The sequence below is a fragment of the Streptomyces sp. NPDC021562 genome, assembly GCF_040640875.1.
In the GTDB taxonomy this organism is placed as follows: domain Bacteria; phylum Actinomycetota; class Actinomycetes; order Streptomycetales; family Streptomycetaceae; genus Streptomyces.
The window spans coordinates 12,389-30,228 of record NZ_JBFACN010000046.1; the positions used below are offsets into that span (position 1 = coordinate 12,389).

Consider the following 17,840-nt stretch of genomic DNA (forward strand, 5'->3'; position numbering starts at 1 on the left):
GAGGCGGCCGAAACGGTCTAAAGCGCGCCGACCGAGCATCCGGAGAGACAGACACAGGGGCGGTTCCCGAGCATGGGCCGCCCCTGCCGGGTCACGACAACAGTCTGATCGCCCGCCAGCCGGTCGTGCCCACTGCTGTGGCCGGACCTATCGGCCCGGTTTGGCGACCAGAGGTGGCCAGGACGGCCCTTCGACAGCTCCGGAGCTCCAGGGCAGCATGAGACCGGCGGTGATGGCGTCGAGGTCCTAGCGGAGGAAGCCTACCGACGTTCTGGTGCTTGCGAGGTGTACACCGTGATCGGGGACGTTTCCCCACTGGGTCAACGCCAGATCCCGGAGTGCAACTGCTTCGAGGGCGGCGCGCCCCGGTGCACGGTGCCGCCCAAGCGATGATGGCGGGCCTGGGCGGCGTTGGTCGCGTCGGGCTATCAGCCAGCACTGCCGGTGAGAGCGACGCTCTGGGGGGTGCCGGGGTAGCCGACGACCTGCTCGGTGGCGTCCCACTTGCCGTTGGCGTGGCGCAGGGTGTGCTTGATCTTCCCGTCTGGGGTGACCACGGCTGTCTGGAATTCTCCGGACACCGCGGCTGCGCCGACGCTGATCATAGTGTCCGCGCCGAGCTTGCTGTTGAGGCTGCCGAAGGCGCTCCAGCTGCCGTCTGCTGCGCGGATGCCGTGCTTGATGCCGCCGGTGCTGTTGGTGAGGACGACCTGGAGGTCGCCTCCGATGCCGGCGAAGGCCATGCCGTTGACGGGGCCGATGTTGGTGGTGGCCTGGTTGATGTGGCCCCACTTGGACCAGGTGCCGTCGGAGTGGCGGATGGCGTGGTAGGCCTTGGTGCCCGCGACGACGCCGATCTGGGTGTCGCCGCCGGTGGTCTGTCCGGTGGTGACCTGGGTGATGTCGTCGAGTGCGCCGAGGAGGTTGGTGACGTCGCCCCACTTGGACCATTTCTCGTCCGAGTCCTGGGTGGCGTGGTAGACCTTGCCGCCCGCGAGTCCGATCAGGGCCAGGCCCGGCCCGGTGGAGGTGACGGCGATCTTGGTGAACGCGGGCTTGGTGCCGAGTTCGCCGGTCAGGTCGCGGAAGGCTTCCCAGCCGCCGGTGGGGCGCCGGTTGGCCTCGTAGACGTGGCCGTCGCCGCCGACGGCGAAGATGTAGTTCTTCCCCTTGATCGCGGCGTCGGCCGCGTATGCGATGTCGGTGATGGTTCCGGCGACTTTCTGCACATCGCCGAAGTTCGTCCAGTCGCCGTTGCTGTTCCGCATGCCGTGGTAGAGGCCGGTGCTGGTCTTGGCGAGCATCTGGGTGTTCCAGATGCTCAGCGTGGAGGCGGTGTTCTCAGTGATCCAGGACCGGATGTCGTCGACCCGGCTGCCTTGGGCTCCCGTGCGGGTCTCTGCGGGGTCGGTGCCGAGGCAGCCGCCCTGCCAGGAGTTGGTGGCGATTGCGGCGAGTTCGGGGCGGCCGTCGTTCTCGCGGAAGACGGGGGCGCCGGTGTCGCCCTTGCAGACGGGGGTCCCGTCGATGTCCAGGGTGGTTGCCTGAACGGTCTTGCTGGTGAAGGCGGCAGAGTGCAGGGTGTCGGGGACCCAGGTGTCTTTGGTCCGTCCGTATCCGGCGCCCTTGAGTGTCTCGCCTGCTTCTGGTGCGCTGGTGGCGGGATGCAGGAATGACAGGCCGTAGACCGGGGTGGAGAGTTTCGCCAGGACCAGGTCACGGTCGGTCCGTGGTATGAGCTGGGTGATGTCGCGGACCTCGCCGGTGGTGGTGGTGGTGAGGTCGGTGCGGCCGATCATCGCAGTCGACTTCAGCTTCGGCGCTCCCGCCGGCAGCGAGGTGGGTTGGGCCGGGTCGTCGGCGAAGCAGCTCGCGGCAGTGATCATCCATTGGTTGTTGATGAGAGTGCCGGAACAGGATCGGGCACCGTCACCGATGTCGATCTTTGCAGTGAAGCTGGAGGCTCCACTTGCGGCAACGTCACCGTCCAGGGCCTCCGCGGCAGTTCCGGTGAGGGTTCCGGTGGCCGAGACCGTTGCGGTGAGCAGTGCTGCAGCCCACGCGGTGCGAGAGCGCTTGCCAGACATATCTGTTCCTCATGAGTCTTCGGTGGTCAGCGAACTGACTCGTGCGTCCGGTGGATCGGTGTCGTTGGTGTGTGTGGAGGAGTACGCCCCGTGGCATTCCGGATATAGGGAGGCGATGCGGCCAGACCGGTGGTCCCTGCAGCGCGTGAACGTCTGCCAGACATGCTGTGCGGTTCCAGGGGGTGCCGGGCGCAATGCTGGCCCGGTGAGCGCGAGGGTCGACGAGGAGCTGCGGCAGGGTCGCCGTCTGGGATCGTCAGCCGGTGACGCGGATCTCGACCAATGCTGAGCGCAGGCCGGTGTCGCCGGCTTCGCCGACCGGCGTGAGGTCGTCCGCCGGGGCGTTGACGACGGTGTCCTTGCCCTGAGCGGTCAGCGTGGCCTTCACCGGGTGGGCCTGGGTCCAGATGTTGAAGGTGTCGGGCAACTCAAGAGTCAGATAGCCGGACTTGGCGTTGGCCTTGAAGCAGTAGACGCCCGTGCGGGCCTCGATTGTGATGTTCGATGGGTCCACGCAGTCGTTGAGGGCGGTCGTATCGGTGAGCCAAATGTGCCCGTCACCGCGTTTCAGGACGACGCCGCGCTCCTGCTGAACCTTGGCGGCGCCTGGGTAGTTGAAGTCCTCAACTGCGACTGGCATGCCGTCGCTGGTCGTTGCGACCTGCCCGACCGCGGGCGCGGTCTGCGGAAGGGCGAGCGCGGTGGCGCCAAGGCCCAGCACTAGGGCGGCCGTCAGACCGCCCAGAAGGGTCTTTCGGGCACGGGGCGTCGACATGGATTCCTCACAGGTGACTAACACGTGGATCAAATGCGACCGCAAGGTAATCACGTTGCACGCACCAAGTAAAGCTCATGTAATGTTCCGCTCGGGTGCCTCATGGTGCCGTTGCCTGTGCAGGCGGCGTGGCTTGACGGCACGTCAACTCGCGCGGGCGAACAAGGCCTTCACCGTCGCGTATGGCACACGGCGAATCAGCTGAAATGGACATATGGCATCATTGTGCCCATTTCTCGATGTTTCTGCTTGGCGGTGATTGATCACTGAAGGATCGTCAAGTGAAGAAACTCTTGCCTATCTGTCGAACAGAGCGAATACATGAAGTGCAGCGAAGAGTCTCGCTGAGGGTGTTCGCTCCCCGCGTCGTCTGTGCCACGGTGCTGTCCACGTCGCTGGCGGCCGGGCTGCTCGGTGCTGCACCAGTTGCCGCGACTGAAGACCCCTATGCCTCGGCCTTCCGTGGTCAGGTGGTTGAAGTCTGGGAATCCGGCGGGAGTGGCATCAAGGAAGCGGCTGAGCAGGCCCTCCTCGGTTCGGACGAGGACATCAAGCAGTTCCTCACCGACATGCCCGCCCTTCAGCAGACGGACGACCGGGTGAACGTCTCGCGCGTGGTGAATGTCGGCGGGCCGGCCGTGCGGGAGGCGGCAAAGGCTGCACTGCAGGGCACTCCCCAAGATGTGGAGGCCTTCTTGGACGATGGCTGGAGGGCTCCCCAGGAGCAGGACCAGCGAGTGGAGGCCAGCCGGATCGTGAACTTCGGCGGCCCCGGTGTACAGGACGCGGGCAAGGCTGCGCTGCTGGGAACGCCCGAGGACGTGAAGCAGTTCTTGCAGGTCGGTCAGTTCAAGGCGCGGGAGACCGACGACCGGGTCGAGGTCACCAAGCTGTACAACTTTGGCGGCCCCAACGTGAAGGCGGCCGCCAAGCTTGCGCTGCGGGGTACTCCCGACGACATCGTCGAGTTCCTTGAGGTCGGCCAGTACGTCGCGCGCAACCGAGACCAGGAATACGCCACCGTCGCTCAGTTGACCGAGCAGGCGGAGAAGGCCGGAAAGCAGGCCGAAGAAGCGACGGACAAGGCCGAGGAGGCGTCCGCCAAGGCAATCACAGCTGCGGCACTCGCACTGGAGGCCGCGCAGAAAGCTGCCAAGGAGACCGAGGCGGCGAAGAATGATGCGAATCGTGCCTCGGTGAAGGCCATGCAGGCAGCGGATGCGGCCCGCGCGGCGGCCGAGGCCTCGCAGCAGGCGATCGGCGCGGCGAACGCGGCCAATGCCTCCGCTCGTCGAGCCTCGTTGGCAGCGGCGCAGACCGCCGCAGCGGCTGCAGCGGCGGCCGAGGCTGCCGGCCGGGCGTCGAATGCGGCGTATGCCGCAAGCAAGGACAAGGACAAGGCGCAGGCTGCCCGAGACCGCGCCGCCGAGGCCCGTACGGCGGGCGAGCTGGCGAAGAAGTCGGCCCGTGCCGCCGAGCAGGCAGGCAAGGCGTCGCTGGCTGCCGCGGACGCGGCAGCGGCTTCGCGCAGTGCGACCGGCAACGCGAACAAGGCGGCGGCCGCGGCCGATCAGGCCGCAGACTACGCGGCGGCCGCCGGGGGCTCCTCGGCCGAGGCGCGCGCCGCTGCAGCAGAAACCCGCCGCCACGCCGCCGAGGCCGACCGTGCCGCGAGCGCCGCCGAGACGCTGGCCCGCAAGTCGGCCACCGCTGCCAACGAGGCGCGGGATGCCGCCAACTCAGCCGCCACGCATGCAGAGAACGCGGCGAAAGCCGCCGACGACGCGGCCAACCACGCCGGAGAGGCGGCCGATCAGGCCGCGGAGGCAGCCAAGCAGGCCACCGCGGCCAAGGTTGCGGCGGACACAGCCACCGCGGCGGTCAGAACCGCGCAGAAGACCTTCGACATCGCCCGGGAAACCGAGGCCGAGGATCTCAAGACACGCACCAATGCGGGTGTCGAGTCCGCAATGACGCACAAGGCTACGGCTGACACGTTCACCGTGGAGGTTTCCAAGACGGTGCTGGAGGGCCAGTCGATCACCGACGACACCAAGGCCCTGGCTGCCGAGGCGCGCAGGCCCGACACCGATGAGACGGCGATAGCCGTCAAGGGGCGTGCCGTAGCGCTGCGGGCATTGAAGTACTTCGGCTCCTGGCGCAAGGACGCGGCCGCGCAGGCCCTGTCCGGCAGCGACGCCGACGTGATCGCGTATCTGAGGACAGGTTGGGACAAGGCCGTCGCGGACGAGACACGTCAGCAGGTCTCCGACCTCGCCTCGGGCAGTCCCTATGCGGCCGTGCGCACCGCCGCGACGGAGGCACTCAACGGCAGTGCTCAGCAGATCCTCGACTTCTACACGAGCGGGCAGCATCAAGTCGCCAACGCCGACTATCGCGTCGCGGTCTCCAAGCTCTTCAACGATGGTGGCCCGGGCGTCAAGGAGGCAGCCAAGAAGGCGTTGGAGGACGGCAGCACCCAGGCGCTGCTCGGCTTCCTCAACAACGGCCAGTACGCGGCCCTTCAGACCGATGAGAGGGTGACGGCGAGCAAGCTGTACAACGACGGTGGCCCAGAGGTGAAGGCAGCAGCCAAAATCGCTCTGGCCGGCTCTGTGGACGAGGTTCACACGTTCGTCGAGGCCGGGCAGTACATGGCGGACCGCAAGGACCAGCTTGCCTCCAACCACATTGCACAGGTCGAACGGCTGATCGCCGAGGGCCTGGAGATCGCGGCCAACGCTCGCAGGAACAGCCACCTCGCTGCGCAGGCCGCCTTCGAGGCCAAGGGTGCTGCCGCGGACGCCGAGAAGGCGAAGAACGACGCGGCCCAGAGCGCCACGGAGGCCGCGGGCTACGCTGCCGAAGCCGACAAGGCCGCCGACCGGGCGGAGACCAGCGCCACCAAGGCCAAGACCTCCGCCACCACCGCACGTGCCGCCGCGAACCGCGCCGACCAGGACGCCGTCGCCGCCGAGGAATCGGCTGCCCAGGCAGAATTCTCAGCCGACTATGCTCGCGCTTCTGCGACATCCGCCGCGCAGGCCTCGGATGACGCACGCCAGTCGGCCCTGGATGCAGGAAAGAGTTCCGCGGAGGCTGATGAACTCGCGGAGGCCGCGTGGAAGGACGTGGTCAAGAAGCGCGAAGTGGAGTTGGCTGAAGAACGTCGACTGGCTGAGGAAGCACGCAAAAAGCAGCGGGACGCAGAGAACAAGCCCAAGTGCTACATCCCGATGAACCGGGACAGCCTTCCGCCGTGCGCTCTGGCCGGTCAGGACCTCGTGTTCCCCCCGATCGACCCTGTCATGAAGGAACTCGCGTGGGAAGTGCTCGGCCTGAACGACGCCAAGGACTGCATCGAGAACCCCAAGCTCGGCAAGTGCGCCCTCGCGGCTATGTCGTTCCTGCCCATCGGTAAGCTCAAGCTCATCAAAAAGGGGGCCGAATCTATTGAGGACATCACGGAGGCTTCACGCGCGACCAGAGTGATCAAATGCGCCACGTGCTTCCTTGCGGGCACAAAGGTGTTGATGGCGGACGGAAGTCGGCAGGCCATTGAGACCGTGGGCATCGGGGATCAGGTCATCGCAACCGACCCTGGTACAGGGGATACGCAGGCCCGTACGGTCGAAGACTTCATCGTCACCGGTATGGACACATCTTTCAATGAGCTCTCCATAGGAACAACTAGCGGTACCGAGCACCTCACGGCAACGTATGAGCATCCATTCTGGTCGCCTTCCGAAGGCTCGTGGGTCAAGGCTGGAAGCCTGCATCCCGGAATGACGCTGCGCACTGTCGACGGGAGCACCGCCACCATTGAGGGCAACCGGAGCTTCACGCAGCATGCTCGAACGTATAATTTGACCGTCGACGGACTGCACACGTATTACGTGTCGGCCGGCAACACGCCGGTCCTGGTGCACAATGAGGTCTGTGGGGTACGGGTTTCCCCCGTCGCTTCGGACTGGGCGACGAAGGGAGCGCATCTCCATGTCGGCGCCGACGAGGTTCATGTCTTCAGCCACGAGGGAGAGCTGGGCGCCAAGGGGATCCGACTCAAAACGGGTATGGCGTCAGACAAGAGCGTCCAGAAGGTTCTTGACACACTCAAAAGCAGCCCCGAACTTCGGAAGGATCTGATTCAGAAAGCAAGGGCTGCGCAAAAGCACATGAACACACACAATTGGGGAAACGCAAGCAATCGGGCTCTCGAGCTCCAGTTCTTGATCAAGGCATTGGAGAAACTGGGATGACGGGTGCAGAATTCATCGCCCGCGTGATCTCTACTGGCTCGCTTCTCGGGTTCGGGATCGGGGACAGTTCTGAAGCGGCAGATTCCATAGTTCCACTCTCGCATGCGGACGACTTCACGGGGCGCAGGAACTCCAGGACCCTACGACGAGACTACGGTCTTTTCGAGGTGACGTACGGTGGAGAGCCGAATTGGGTGTGCCAGGCCATTTCCTTGGAAGTTCACCGACTGCTCCATTTGCCAGAGCTGCGAGAGGAAGTTCACGAACGACTGGGTGTTCGGTTCGATCCCTTCACAAGCTGGACAGATGTCCAACGTGAGTACGAGCGGATCCCCGGAAGCGGTGCCTTGGAAGTGGTAGACGGATCGCCCGGATACCGCATCCTTCGGAAACGTTCTGTCGGGGCCTCGGTCCACGTCCTGGACGATCCGAGTGCCGTCCGTGGAGAATTCCCGGGGCATGGTGATGTGTGGAGCCTGGAGGTAATTCCAGCACGTTTTATGTGATAGTCGAAAGCCGCAGGTCGAGCCAGTCTCGGCCTGCGGCGTTCGACACGGCATCAGGGAGCGCGACCTCGGCAGGTTGTGAGCAGGCCGCCGAGTTGAAGCTCGCCATGCACGATGCGCAGTCGTCCAGCATGAATAGCACCTGAGAGCGGTAACGGCTTGGCTGTGCGACACGTGAGTCAAGTGCCGCCGAAAGTAATCGCTTTCGAGGTTGAGTAATGGCCCTGTAAAGTTCCGGTCGTACGCTTCGCCGCAGCCTTGCCTGGTCGCGCACGTCTACCAGGCTTTCACCGATTCGACCAGCATTGGCAATACCGATCCTATGACATACATCGATGCTCTTTTCACCGGCGCCGAGGGCGGCACACCGGCAGATCCTGTCGACTGGGATCCGCTGCGTGAGCCGGACGCCCTGCAGGAAGTCGGCCTAATCGACTGCAGAATGTGTCCCCTGACCGGCCGCGCCGGGCTGCTCCTGGACATGCGCACCGCCCTGCAATACCGCACAGGCAACGCAGCGCTCCTCGTCGTACGCGGACTGCAATCCTTCCAATGGAGCGAAGAGCCACAGGAGCGCACGTTGATCGCCTTCACGATCATGTCGAGCACTCCCGCGACATCCCGGCGCATATGGCAGATGCGCATGGGCCTTTTCCCTGACGGCGAACTATCCGTCAGCGGCAAGGCAGCGGACTTCCACCTCCTTGAGATCGATGAAATCCCGGAAGCTCCACCGCTCTATTCCGAGCGCACTCTGAACGAGGTACGCAAAGACCTCCCCTGGTGGGATTCGGAGTGCACCGTGCTGCAATCGTCCACAACGAACAGCACATGACATAACGGTACGGCCGAAGCGGCCCGACGAGGCCTTGCCGCGGCGGGCCGCTTCGCTGCGCCTCTTCAAACCGGTCACCGACCAGGTCACGGCCCGCGAAGCGCCTGGAGCCTTGAAGCTCTTGATTGAGGCGGCGCGAGCGCATCACGTAACTCCGCGTTCTTTCGGTGATCCCAATGGATATATTTCCTACACGAACACGGACTGCCAGTTCGTCAACCCGGCAGCCAGAACTGCTGCCGATAAATTCAACCAGTATTGACACGTGCCGATTCCATGACTCTCATTGAATCAATCTTTACGCGAGACCGCTATCAGCCCGCAGGGCCCATCGACAGTGACCCGTTCAGAGAAGATGACGCCCTGTTCGATACGCAACTCCTTGATTGCAGGGTTTGCCCGACATCCAATCGCGCAGCACTGCTCTTCGAGATGCGTACCGCAGAGCAGTTCCTCAGCGGAAATGGCGCCATCCTCATCGTCCATGGCCTGCAATCGTTTCACTGGGACGGGTCACCGACACATCGCCCATTGATGGCTTTTTCCGTACAGGAGTACAAGCCTTCAGTGAACGCTGACCGTGGAGTTCGGCTGAATCTCGGGTTCTTCCCGGATGGCGATCTCTCTGTCGCAGGGGATCGCGCAGACTTCTACCTCCTGGAAGTCTCCGGCATCCCCCAAGCGCCACCGAACTACAACCAGCGCAATCTCGACCAGGTTCGAGACGGTCTGCCGTGGTGGGACTCCCCATGCACGGTGCTGCAATCGTCCACCACGATGGTGCCGCCGGCGCCGGTCCGCCCTCAGGACCGCATCCAGGATCGCGGTCCAGGACGTGGCGCCCGGCTGCAGCGCAGCGACGAAGGAGCAAGGCCAGCCCGGGATGAACTGCGCGGGCGTCTTCGCCCGGGCGTAGACGTGGCAGAACAGCCGGTCAGCCGAGCGCGGCGCGTCCGACCGAAGCCAAGGTGACATTTCGACGGCCAGGACCATGCGCCCGCCGTCGAACCGCGGCAGTGACAGTCCGGCCAGTGCCGTCCGCAGCTGACCGGTGTCAATCCGGCCGTGGTTCAGGCCGTCGTACACCGCTCCGTGGCCACGTCGATGCTCGGGCAGCAACGTCAGGTCCACCGGCGTCTCCGGACGCCATGCACACCTTTATGGGCCGAGTGATCGGCTCAATTAGTGTGGCGCTGGGTCGGGTCGAGTCGGCTGAGTACGGCGCGGACCAGGTCGCGGCTGTAGGGGGCGTGCGGCTTCCGGGTGTCCTCGGGAGATGCAGGGTTGGTGGGTGTGTGCGGAGGTTCGGCTGGTGTGACAGTCGTGCCAGGGCCTTGCTGTTGTTCTTGGATCAGGTAGGTGATCTTGGCCCATTGGCGGAAGTTGCCGTGGCAGGCGAGGTCGTCGATCCACAGCAGGTCGTCGGTGGGAGCGTCGGTCCATAGGGGGTGGTACTGGGGAATGACGGTAAGGACTTCGGTGGGGGTGAGGGGCTTGTACCGCTGCCAGATGAGGATGCGGGAGTCGAGGGCGGGCCGGTTTTTGATCTTCTGGTAGCAGCTTTCCGCGCCGACGAGGACGACGGCGAGGCGGGTGTCCTCGTCGTCCCAGAGTTCGCGGATGAATTCGAAGGCGCGGGTGTCGAGCCACTGTGCTTCGTCGATGACCAGGACGCGGGAGGTTTCGGCCAGCGCCTCTTTGATCATGGCCTCGCAGCGGGTGCTGCGGGCGGGTGGCTGGCCGGGCAGGTCGAGTTTTTTGTACAGGGTTTCGAGGAGAGCCTGGATCCTGGAGGAGCTGAGTTTGAGGCGCAGGGTGGTGTGTGGGGCGAGGTCGTCGAGGTGGCTGTTGACGGCGAAGGTCTTGCCGAGGCCGACGCCGCCGTGGACGCACATCATGGCGCCTCTGCCGTCGTGGGCGTTGAGGGTGGTGACGAGGTTGGCGTAGGTCTCTGCGCTGGCTTGGGTGAGGATGGCGCGGGCGTCTGGCAGGCCGAGGTAGTGGTAGTTGGGGCCGGTGGCCGGCTGTTTGCCGGGGGTGGTGGCAGGGTGCGTCATGGGGTGTCCTGGGGCTTGGGGTCGGGCAGCGGCTGTGTCCAGCGGGAGGACGAGGGTTGGGGCTGGTTGAGGAGGTCTGGCCGGGCCTCGGAGTGCTGGTCGTGCGAGTAGGTGTGGAGTTCGCGGAGCTGGGCGGCTGCCTGGCTGGCGGTGAGGCGGTTGCGGGGCTGGGGTGGTTGGGCGACGGTGGTGGGGATGAAGCGGGGCTTGGAGTTCTTGCGGGCGCGGCGGGCTTTGGCGGCGTAGTGGTCGGCTTCGCGGCGGCGGGCGTTGCGTAGTTCGCGGGCTTGCTGGGGGCTGAGCTCGTCGCTGCGGAAGGCGGGGCCGCGGTAGGTGAGGGTGTCGGCGTCGTAGAGCTCGACGCGGTGGAACTGGTTGGGTTCGTGGCGCAGGCGGACCATTTCGCCTGCGCTGCCGTGGCCGTGCATCCAGTCGCCGACGTAGTAGGCGCTCTTCCAGCGGACGCCCTTGCTGGTGATCTTCAGGGGTGGGCCGGCGTCTTTGAGGGTGTAGGTGTGGAGGTCTTCGGCACCGAGGGTGTCGATGGGGGTGAGGTCGGCGTGCCAGGCCTGGGCGGGGGTGCGCCGGTAGAGGCGGGCGATGGTGTGGTCGTTGTTCCACCAGTCGACCCAGTCGAGCAGGAGGGTGACGAAGGTTTCGTAGTCGAGGAGTTCGTCCAGCTTCCACAGAGGCTGGCCGCGGCGGTCGCGGCGGCTTCTAGGGGTGTGGGAGTAGCCGGGCAGGCCTTTGAACAGCGTGTGTTTGACGGCGCCGTTGACGGCTTCGACGGTGCCTTTGAGGTGGGGGCTGTAGGGGGGCAGGACGATCAGTTCGGTACCGAATTTTTTGAATGCCTCGTCGACGCAGGTGCTCAGGAAGTCGCGGCCGCGGTCAACGCGGACCTTGCGGGGGACGCCGCCGAAGGGCCGGTAGGGGGCGTCGCACAGGATCGCGTCGCGGGCGGCGGCGAGGATGGCGTCCTGGCCGGGCTGGTGGGGGGTGACTGCCAGGCCGCAGATGGTGCAGTTGGCATGGTCGACGAACCAGGTGATCCAGGGTTTGCTGCGCTGCCCGTCGACGTTGACGAAGACGCTGGCTTCGACGTGGTCGGTCTCCCAGACGTCGTTGCGGTTGCCGTGCGGGCGCAGGGCGTGGACGTCGTGGCGGCGGCGCCCGGCCTCCCCTTGCTTGAGGGCGGCGCGTTGGCCGGGGCTTAGTTCGCGGGCGACAGCGCGGTGGAAGGTGGCCGGGGAGGCTGGTGGGGTGCCGAGGAGGCCGCGCCGGGCGAGTTCGCGGTAGGCGGACGTGGCGTTGCCGTGCCATTGGGCCAGGGTCTCGTGCATGGCCGGGGTGAGGGTGAAATGGTGGCGGCCCTTTGGGGTGTAGGTGCCGTTGTGGGTGTCGGCGTTGTCCATCCAGCGGCGCACGGTGCGCCAGTGGACGGTGAAGGCGGCGGCGACGGTACGGACGTCGTGGTGGGTGAGGTTCTGCGCGTCGCGTAGGCGCAGCAGGCGGCGTACGGCGGCGGCGCGCAGGGAGGTGGTGTCGTAAGGTCCGTGGGGCGGGGGTGTGGCGGGCATCGAGGGGCATATCTTTCCGGCTGTTGATGCAGCTCTGAAAGTTGGTGGTCAGGCGGGTGCGAGGGTGAGTAGTCCGGCGCCGTAGGGTTTGCCGCGGCCGATGCCGGTGAGCAGGGCGTGGCTGAGCTGGTCGGGGTCGGTGATGGTGGCCAGGCCCTCGAAGCGGGTCAGTGCGTGGACGGGGCCGGGCGTATGGGTGGCGTCGGTGCTGCCGGGATGGTGTTTGCGGGAGCGGCGAAAGTGGGCGGGGGTGGCGTCGGCGGTGGTCAGGGCGAGGCCGGCCTGATGGGCGCGGCGCTGCCACCAGGCGAGGGCGTCGTCGCCGTTCAGGGGGATGGTTTTCCTGCCGTGTGGGTGGTCGACGGGCTGATGGTCGTCCAGGACGCGGCGGACGGCGCTGGCGTTTGCGGTGATGCGGTAGTTCACCCGGCGGCCGGGGGTCAGTGCCTGGAACATGGCGTGCAGGGGGCGGGTTTCGGCTGTGCCGTAGCGGTCGGGCAGGCGGGTGAGGTCGGGCGGCTGGTGGGACTGGATGAGCAGGGTGGGCGGGGTGGTGTCGGTGGCGTCTTCCAGGCGGAAGAGCAGGCCTGCCTTCTGGCGGGGGTGGTCGCCGAGGTTGTCGGGGGCCAGGAGCATCACGGTCTTGTGCAGGCTGACGGCGTCGGCGAGGTCACGGCGCACAGCGTGGCTGCGGCGGTTGAGACGGATCCGGGTCAGCGTCGCCGTGGCAGCGAGGGTGTCGGCAAGAGGGCTGGTCACAGGACGGTGTCTCCTGGTGGATGTAGGCGGTCAGTTCGGTGAGCGCGGGGGGCGGGGCGTACAGGGTGGCGGGCAGGGGTTCGATGCTGTGCCAGGTGCGGCGGGTGCGGTGGGAGCGCCGTGTGGGGGTGAAGTCGAGGGGTACGTCGGCGACTTCGCGTTCGCTGCGGGCGGCGGGCACGTGGGTGGGCGGGTTTTCCCAGATGAAGGTGACGGGCACGGTGCTGTGCCCGGGGCGGGGTGGGGCGCTCAGGCTGAGCGGGACGTGGTGGAGGAGTTCTCCGACGGGGTCGGGGTGCGGGCTGCGCAGGACGAGGGGTTCGTGGGGGACGCAGGCGCGCCGGCCCAGGTAGGGGGCGAATGCGGGCTGTTCGAGCCGGTGGACGAGGTGTTCCAGCAGCCGGTCGGGGCCTTGCACGGCGAGGGTGAAGACGGCGTCGGCGAGGTAGACGCGTTCGCTGACGAGGGTGGATTTCTCCGCAGGGCGGTGCCCGCCGCTGCTGGTGTGCAAGCCCTGCTGGTGGCCGCGGCCGCCGCCGACGGTGTGGAAGTCGGTGTGGCGGGTGCCGGGGCGGTCGACGCGGACGGTGAACTCCAGGTCTGTGTACGGGGCTTTGCCGGTGGCCGGGTCGGGTGCGAGGGCTTCCTCCCGGGAACGTCCGTCGGCGGCGGCGAACATGCCGATGAGGGCCGAGCGGGAGGGGAAGGGGAGGGTGTCGCGGTAGTGGAAGGCGGCGTGTTCCCCGAACGACATCAGGGGTGCGGCCAGGCGCAGCAGGATGCCGTTCATACGGTCGTGGCCGAGGGCAGGGCGGCCGTCTCGGCGAGCGCGTCGATGAGGTCGTCGAGGCTGGTGTGGGTGGTGCCGAGGTGGTCGATGGGTTCGCTTTGGAGGGTGGTGTAGCCGGAGCCGATGAGGCGGCGGGTGCCGATCATGCGGTTCAGCTGGCCGGCGTGCTCGGACAGGGCGTGGACGGCGGGGGCGGTGTAGCCGCCGCCGTGGGCGGGCCTGACGGGCTTTTCGAACGCGCCGGCGTAGGAGACGGAGCGGCGGTCACGGATCGCGTAGTGGATGAGGTGCGGGTAGGTGTGCGGGGCGGTGGATGTCTTCTTCGCGCCGGGCATGACGTCGGTGAAGGCCTCGGCGAACAGGGCCAGCAGGTGCAGGGCCTGCTTGTGGTCGCCGTTCAGGTTGCGGGTCAGTTCGGTGAGGTTGACGGTGGCGAAGCGGTAGAACAGGCCGCTGGTGAAGAACGCGGTCTGCAGGTGGGCGCTTCCGGCTTCATCGTGCGCCGACCAGTCATCCACCGCCGCGAAGTAGTCCGGCTGGGAAGCGCCTTGGTGCACGGTGAAGGCATGCGCCATCTGCACGGCGCCGTCCACGTGGGCGCCGCTGATCTCGGCGAGCATGCGGCCGAAGAGGTTGATGGTGGCGGTGCGGCGGCGGAGGAGGGCGGTGACTGTGCGGGTGGGCAGGACGGCGTCCGGCTTGGTCTTCCTGGCCTTGGGCTTGGCCTGTTCGGCGGTGTGGGCCGCCGCGAGGGCTTCTTCGAGCTGCGGGCGGTGTTCGGTGCACAGGGCGGTGAAGTCGTCGAGGACGTCGCGCGGCAGGTAGAGGGTGGCTGAGGTGATGCCGTTCTGGTCTTCCTCGGTCTTCAGTCCTTCCCGGGTGGCCGAGCGGGCGATCTGGGCTCCGGCGAAGGCGGCGAGGGGCTCGGGCCAGCCGTCCGCCTGCAGGCGGTCGGCCACCCTCAGGGGCACCTTGCGGGTGCGGGCAGCGTGCTCGTCGAGGACTTCCTCCAGCTGCAAGCGGACGGGCCGCTTCCAGGCCTGGGAGGAGACCATGGGCCGGACGACGCCGCCGTATTCCATGGTTTTGGGCAGGTCGTCCTGGCCTCGGTTGAGGAGGGAGGCGCCGACCGGGTGCAGGACGTGGAAGTCGGCGTAGCGGGCGGGGGCGTAGGCGGGCATGTCAGTGCTCCGTGGAGGTGAGGGTGTGGAGGGCGAGGAAGTAGTTCTCGCGCCAGCGGGCGGCGATCTCCATCCGGTCGTCGTCCCACCAGGCCAGGTCCTCGAGGAGGACGGCGAAGTCGAGGCGGGCGGCGCCTCGGCTGTGCAGGTGGCCGGCCAGTGCCCACAGCTGCGGGTGCAGCAGTGAGGTGTCGAGTCCGGTGAGGACCTTGACCCGGTTGGTCATGCTGGCTTCCTTGAAGCCGTACCGGGCCACGGCGATGGCGAGGTGGGTGCCGAGATCGGGGCGGCTGCGCCAGGGCCGCGCAGGCGTGGCCGGTTGCGCAAGGGGCTGGATGTGCTGCGGCGAGGCGGCGCGGGTGGTGTCCGGTGTGGCGGGGCTGTCCTGGTTCTTGCCGGGGTCCGGGTGGAGCAGGTCGGGGCGGTAGGGGTCGTCTTCGTGGGGCAGGTCGCGGTGCAGGGCGATGAGGCCGGCCACGGTGTAGTGGGCGCGGCGCGCTCCGAAACCGGCGATGTGCCGGGTGAGGTGTTCGGGCATGCGCGGGCACTCCGCGACGGGGCGTCCGAAGCCCGAGGCGAGGTCGGCGCGGATGCTGTTGACCGCGCACAGGGTGATGACCTGGTGGACGAAGTCGTCGTAGTGGGCGCGGCGTTGCGCAGTGGTGACGGGCATGGTGCGGCAGCCTTCGGCAAGAGGACAGGATGGTGGAGGGGAAAGGTCAGCGGCCGTGCAGGCGCAGTTGGGCCACGGCGGTGGCGACGGCCTCGGCGGTGCGGAAGTGCTGGGCGATCGCCGGGCGGGTGGCGGTGCGCAGTGCGGCGATGGCGTCGGTGGCGAACGCGGCACGTGCACTGCGGGCGGGGTCGCCGTCCAGGAGGCTCCAGAAGGTGGCCTCGGCGCGGGGCCAGTACAGGGTGCGCACGGTGCGGGTCCAGGGCGGCAGGTGACGGGGGGCGCCGGCGGTGACCTTGCCCCAGGCCTCCCGGGAAACGGCATCGAGGCACGTGCCGATCTCCTCGGCGGCCTTGCGGCATTCGGCGATGCGCTCGGCCGCGGCGGGGTCGTTCTCCTGGACCCAGGGCCAGATCGGCGGGGTCAGGGCCGTGTACCAGGTGCGGTTGGTGGTCTGGCCGTCCTGGTCGAATCCATAGACCCGCACCCGCAGGGCGGCGCGCAGGTCGGGGGGCAGGTCGTTGAGGGTCGTGAAGGCTTCGGGACGCTGGACGGTGTAGCGGCGTTTGCTGCCCTTGCTCTGTTTTCCCTTGCGGTCGTCCTCGTCGCCCGCCAGCAGCAGGGCGTCCAGGTCGCGCCACAGGGCCCGGTCGGCGTCCGCACGGCGTGCTGTGTGGCGGCGGGTGGCGTGCTCGTCCGTGTGGAGGTGATGGATGAGGTACGGGTCGAGGGCCGGGAGTTTCTTCTGGGTGGCCCAGGTCAGGTAGGCATCGACCACGTGGCGTCCGTCCGGTGAGGGCAGCAGGAGAACGGCGTGGCGGGAGCGGCCGGTGAGCAGGCGACCCGGTGAGGTCACCGGGGGTGGGGCGGCATCGGGGTCGGGGCCGTCGTCCAGATCGCCGTCGGGGTCGGGGACGGGCAGGGGTTCCTCCCACGGGCAGCAGTCCGGGGTGCCGGGCCACTGCCGGGAGGGCTTGGGGATGCCCGCGAGGAGCGTTTCGTACAGGGTGCGGCCCTGGGGATGGAACGAGAGCGTCGTGCGCAGCGGCCCGGCTTTGGCTTTTCCGAGGGAGCGGCCGTCCACGGTGCGCACGGAGCACTGTCCGGCCGCGCCGTAGTAGTGGTGGATGAGCAGGTGCCACAGGGCCTCGGCGCTGGGGACTGGCTGGGGGTCGGTGTCGGTGTGCGGGCTGAACCAGGCGAGGTTGTGGCCCTCGGGGCGGCCGAAGACCAGTTTGTTGACGCCGGCCCGCTTGGTGCACTGGCTGGCCAGGCGGGGGTCACCGAGAAACGGCCGCACCGGGTGGAACAGGTCCCAGATGTACTGGTCGAAGTAGGCGTGAACGGCGTCGGGGTCGAACCCGCCGGGGCTCTTCAGCAGTTCCCGACGGCGGGCTGCCCACTGCCGTGCGCTCATGCGGGGTTCTGCTCGTCCGTCCAGACAGGTCACGCGTGCGGCCATCACGACGAGCAGCCGCAGGACGGCGGATGCCGCGGGCGGGAGCGGAAGCGCCAGGTCCTTGATGAGGTGGGCGCGCAGCAGCACGTCCCGCCATCCCAGGTCTTCCTGATGCCCGTCCAGGAACAGGACGGGGATGCACGGTTCTTTGTCGGTGTCGTATTGCGGGGATTGCACACGGGCTCCGTTGCCGGGTGTGAAAGCGATAGAAAAAGAGGCTGGGAAATACAGGAAGGTGATTTCTCCGGTACCGGCCGCGCGTTGGGGCCGTAACGCCGCGGGATACCGCGACGGACTGCGGGAATCGGGAGGGGCAGGCCACGATGGCGCGGGCCGGGTAAGGCCGCGCCGACGGGCAGGTCCTGCTGTGGGGGGGGCACCAAGGGTGCGGTGCGCGCGGCGCAGCAGGCAGGGATGCGCGAGATACCGGACTCGAACGCCCGTCCGACTCCGCCTTTCCATATTAGCCATAGACAAGCAGCATCCGAACCACATGGTTCAGCGGGCAATTACCGGCCGCTTCCCCCTTTTTGAATCTGAGTCATTTCCCAGCTCCTGGAGCCATTTTCCCGTCTGCGGGCCGCCGACATGCTTGGCGTTCTGCCCCGCCGCCCGGCAGCAACCCTGCCGACTAGGAGAAAGGCACTCCCCTGGCCGGTTCTGTGCCGGCTTGGCCGCTTCTTTCGGATCACCCTGCTGACCAGACGGTGGCGGCGAGCTGGAGTCCGGCAATGTAGACGGCCGCTGTCTTGTCGTATCGGGTGGCCAGGCCGCGCCTTCGTATGAGCTTGTGAGGTGGCCACGGCGAGCTGCGGGCCAGCAGGGAGGGGAGGGGTGGGGTGGGGTGGGGTGGGCGGCCTCCTGTCTCCCTGCGTACGG

General features: G+C 67.2%; 12 protein-coding genes and 1 pseudogene. 2 read left to right on the forward strand and 11 right to left on the reverse strand.

Going from position 1 to position 17,840, the window contains the following annotated elements; translation table 11 throughout:
• Positions 1-428: 428 nt before the first annotated feature.
• On the reverse strand, positions 429-2,087 hold the full coding sequence (locus AB0G52_RS39145) for a S1 family peptidase (RefSeq protein ID WP_361343775.1): 1,659 nt from the start codon (positions 2,085-2,087) through the stop codon (positions 429-431).
• 256 nt (positions 2,088-2,343) lie between these two features.
• Positions 2,344-2,862, reverse strand: coding sequence for a hypothetical protein (locus AB0G52_RS39150; RefSeq protein ID WP_361343778.1), 519 nt, complete (start codon positions 2,860-2,862; stop codon positions 2,344-2,346).
• Between the two features lie 281 nt (positions 2,863-3,143).
• On the opposite strand from AB0G52_RS39150, the gene AB0G52_RS39155 reads away from it, so the two are divergent.
• A complete protein-coding gene (locus AB0G52_RS39155; protein WP_361343781.1) occupies positions 3,144-7,121 on the forward strand; it encodes a polymorphic toxin-type HINT domain-containing protein in 3,978 nt (1,325 codons plus the stop codon).
• 828 nt (positions 7,122-7,949) lie between these two features.
• Positions 7,950-8,462: a hypothetical protein gene (locus tag AB0G52_RS39160; protein ID WP_361343784.1), complete on the forward strand. Its 513-nt coding sequence runs from the start codon at positions 7,950-7,952 to the stop codon at positions 8,460-8,462.
• A gap of 291 nt (positions 8,463-8,753) precedes the next feature.
• Here the strand turns inward: AB0G52_RS39160 and AB0G52_RS39165 are convergent, their stop codons facing one another.
• The 9 genes and pseudogenes from AB0G52_RS39165 to casA form a co-directional block, all read right to left on the reverse strand.
• Positions 8,754-8,948, reverse strand: coding sequence for a hypothetical protein (locus AB0G52_RS39165; RefSeq protein ID WP_361343787.1), 195 nt, complete (start codon positions 8,946-8,948; stop codon positions 8,754-8,756).
• A 78-nt stretch (positions 8,949-9,026) separates the two neighbouring features.
• Positions 9,027-9,605 (reverse strand): annotated as a pseudogene (locus AB0G52_RS39170) (transposase); the annotation flags it as partial.
• Between the two features lie 35 nt (positions 9,606-9,640).
• On the reverse strand, positions 9,641-10,519 hold the full coding sequence (locus AB0G52_RS39175) for an ATP-binding protein (protein WP_361343790.1): 879 nt from the start codon (positions 10,517-10,519) through the stop codon (positions 9,641-9,643).
• On the reverse strand, positions 10,516-12,099 hold the full coding sequence (locus AB0G52_RS39180; RefSeq protein WP_361343793.1) for a recombinase: 1,584 nt from the start codon (positions 12,097-12,099) through the stop codon (positions 10,516-10,518). Before AB0G52_RS39180 ends, AB0G52_RS39175 begins: the two co-directional genes overlap by 4 nt.
• A 48-nt stretch (positions 12,100-12,147) precedes the next feature.
• A complete protein-coding gene (gene cas6e, locus AB0G52_RS39185; RefSeq protein WP_361343796.1) occupies positions 12,148-12,858 on the reverse strand; it encodes a type I-E CRISPR-associated protein Cas6/Cse3/CasE in 711 nt (236 codons plus the stop codon).
• Positions 12,770-13,648, reverse strand: a complete 879-nt coding sequence (gene cas5e / locus AB0G52_RS39190; RefSeq protein ID WP_361343799.1) for a type I-E CRISPR-associated protein Cas5/CasD — start codon at positions 13,646-13,648, stop codon at positions 12,770-12,772. The genes cas6e and cas5e overlap by 89 nt, the downstream gene beginning before the upstream one ends.
• On the reverse strand, positions 13,645-14,829 hold the full coding sequence (gene cas7e, locus AB0G52_RS39195) for a type I-E CRISPR-associated protein Cas7/Cse4/CasC (protein WP_361343801.1): 1,185 nt from the start codon (positions 14,827-14,829) through the stop codon (positions 13,645-13,647). Before cas7e ends, cas5e begins: the two co-directional genes overlap by 4 nt.
• 1 nt (position 14,830) lies before the next feature.
• Positions 14,831-15,502, reverse strand: a complete 672-nt coding sequence (locus AB0G52_RS39200; RefSeq protein ID WP_361343804.1) for a type I-E CRISPR-associated protein Cse2/CasB — start codon at positions 15,500-15,502, stop codon at positions 14,831-14,833.
• A 46-nt stretch (positions 15,503-15,548) separates the two neighbouring features.
• On the reverse strand, positions 15,549-17,138 hold the full coding sequence (gene casA / locus AB0G52_RS39205) for a type I-E CRISPR-associated protein Cse1/CasA (RefSeq protein WP_361343807.1): 1,590 nt from the start codon (positions 17,136-17,138) through the stop codon (positions 15,549-15,551).
• Positions 17,139-17,840 lie beyond the last annotated feature (702 nt).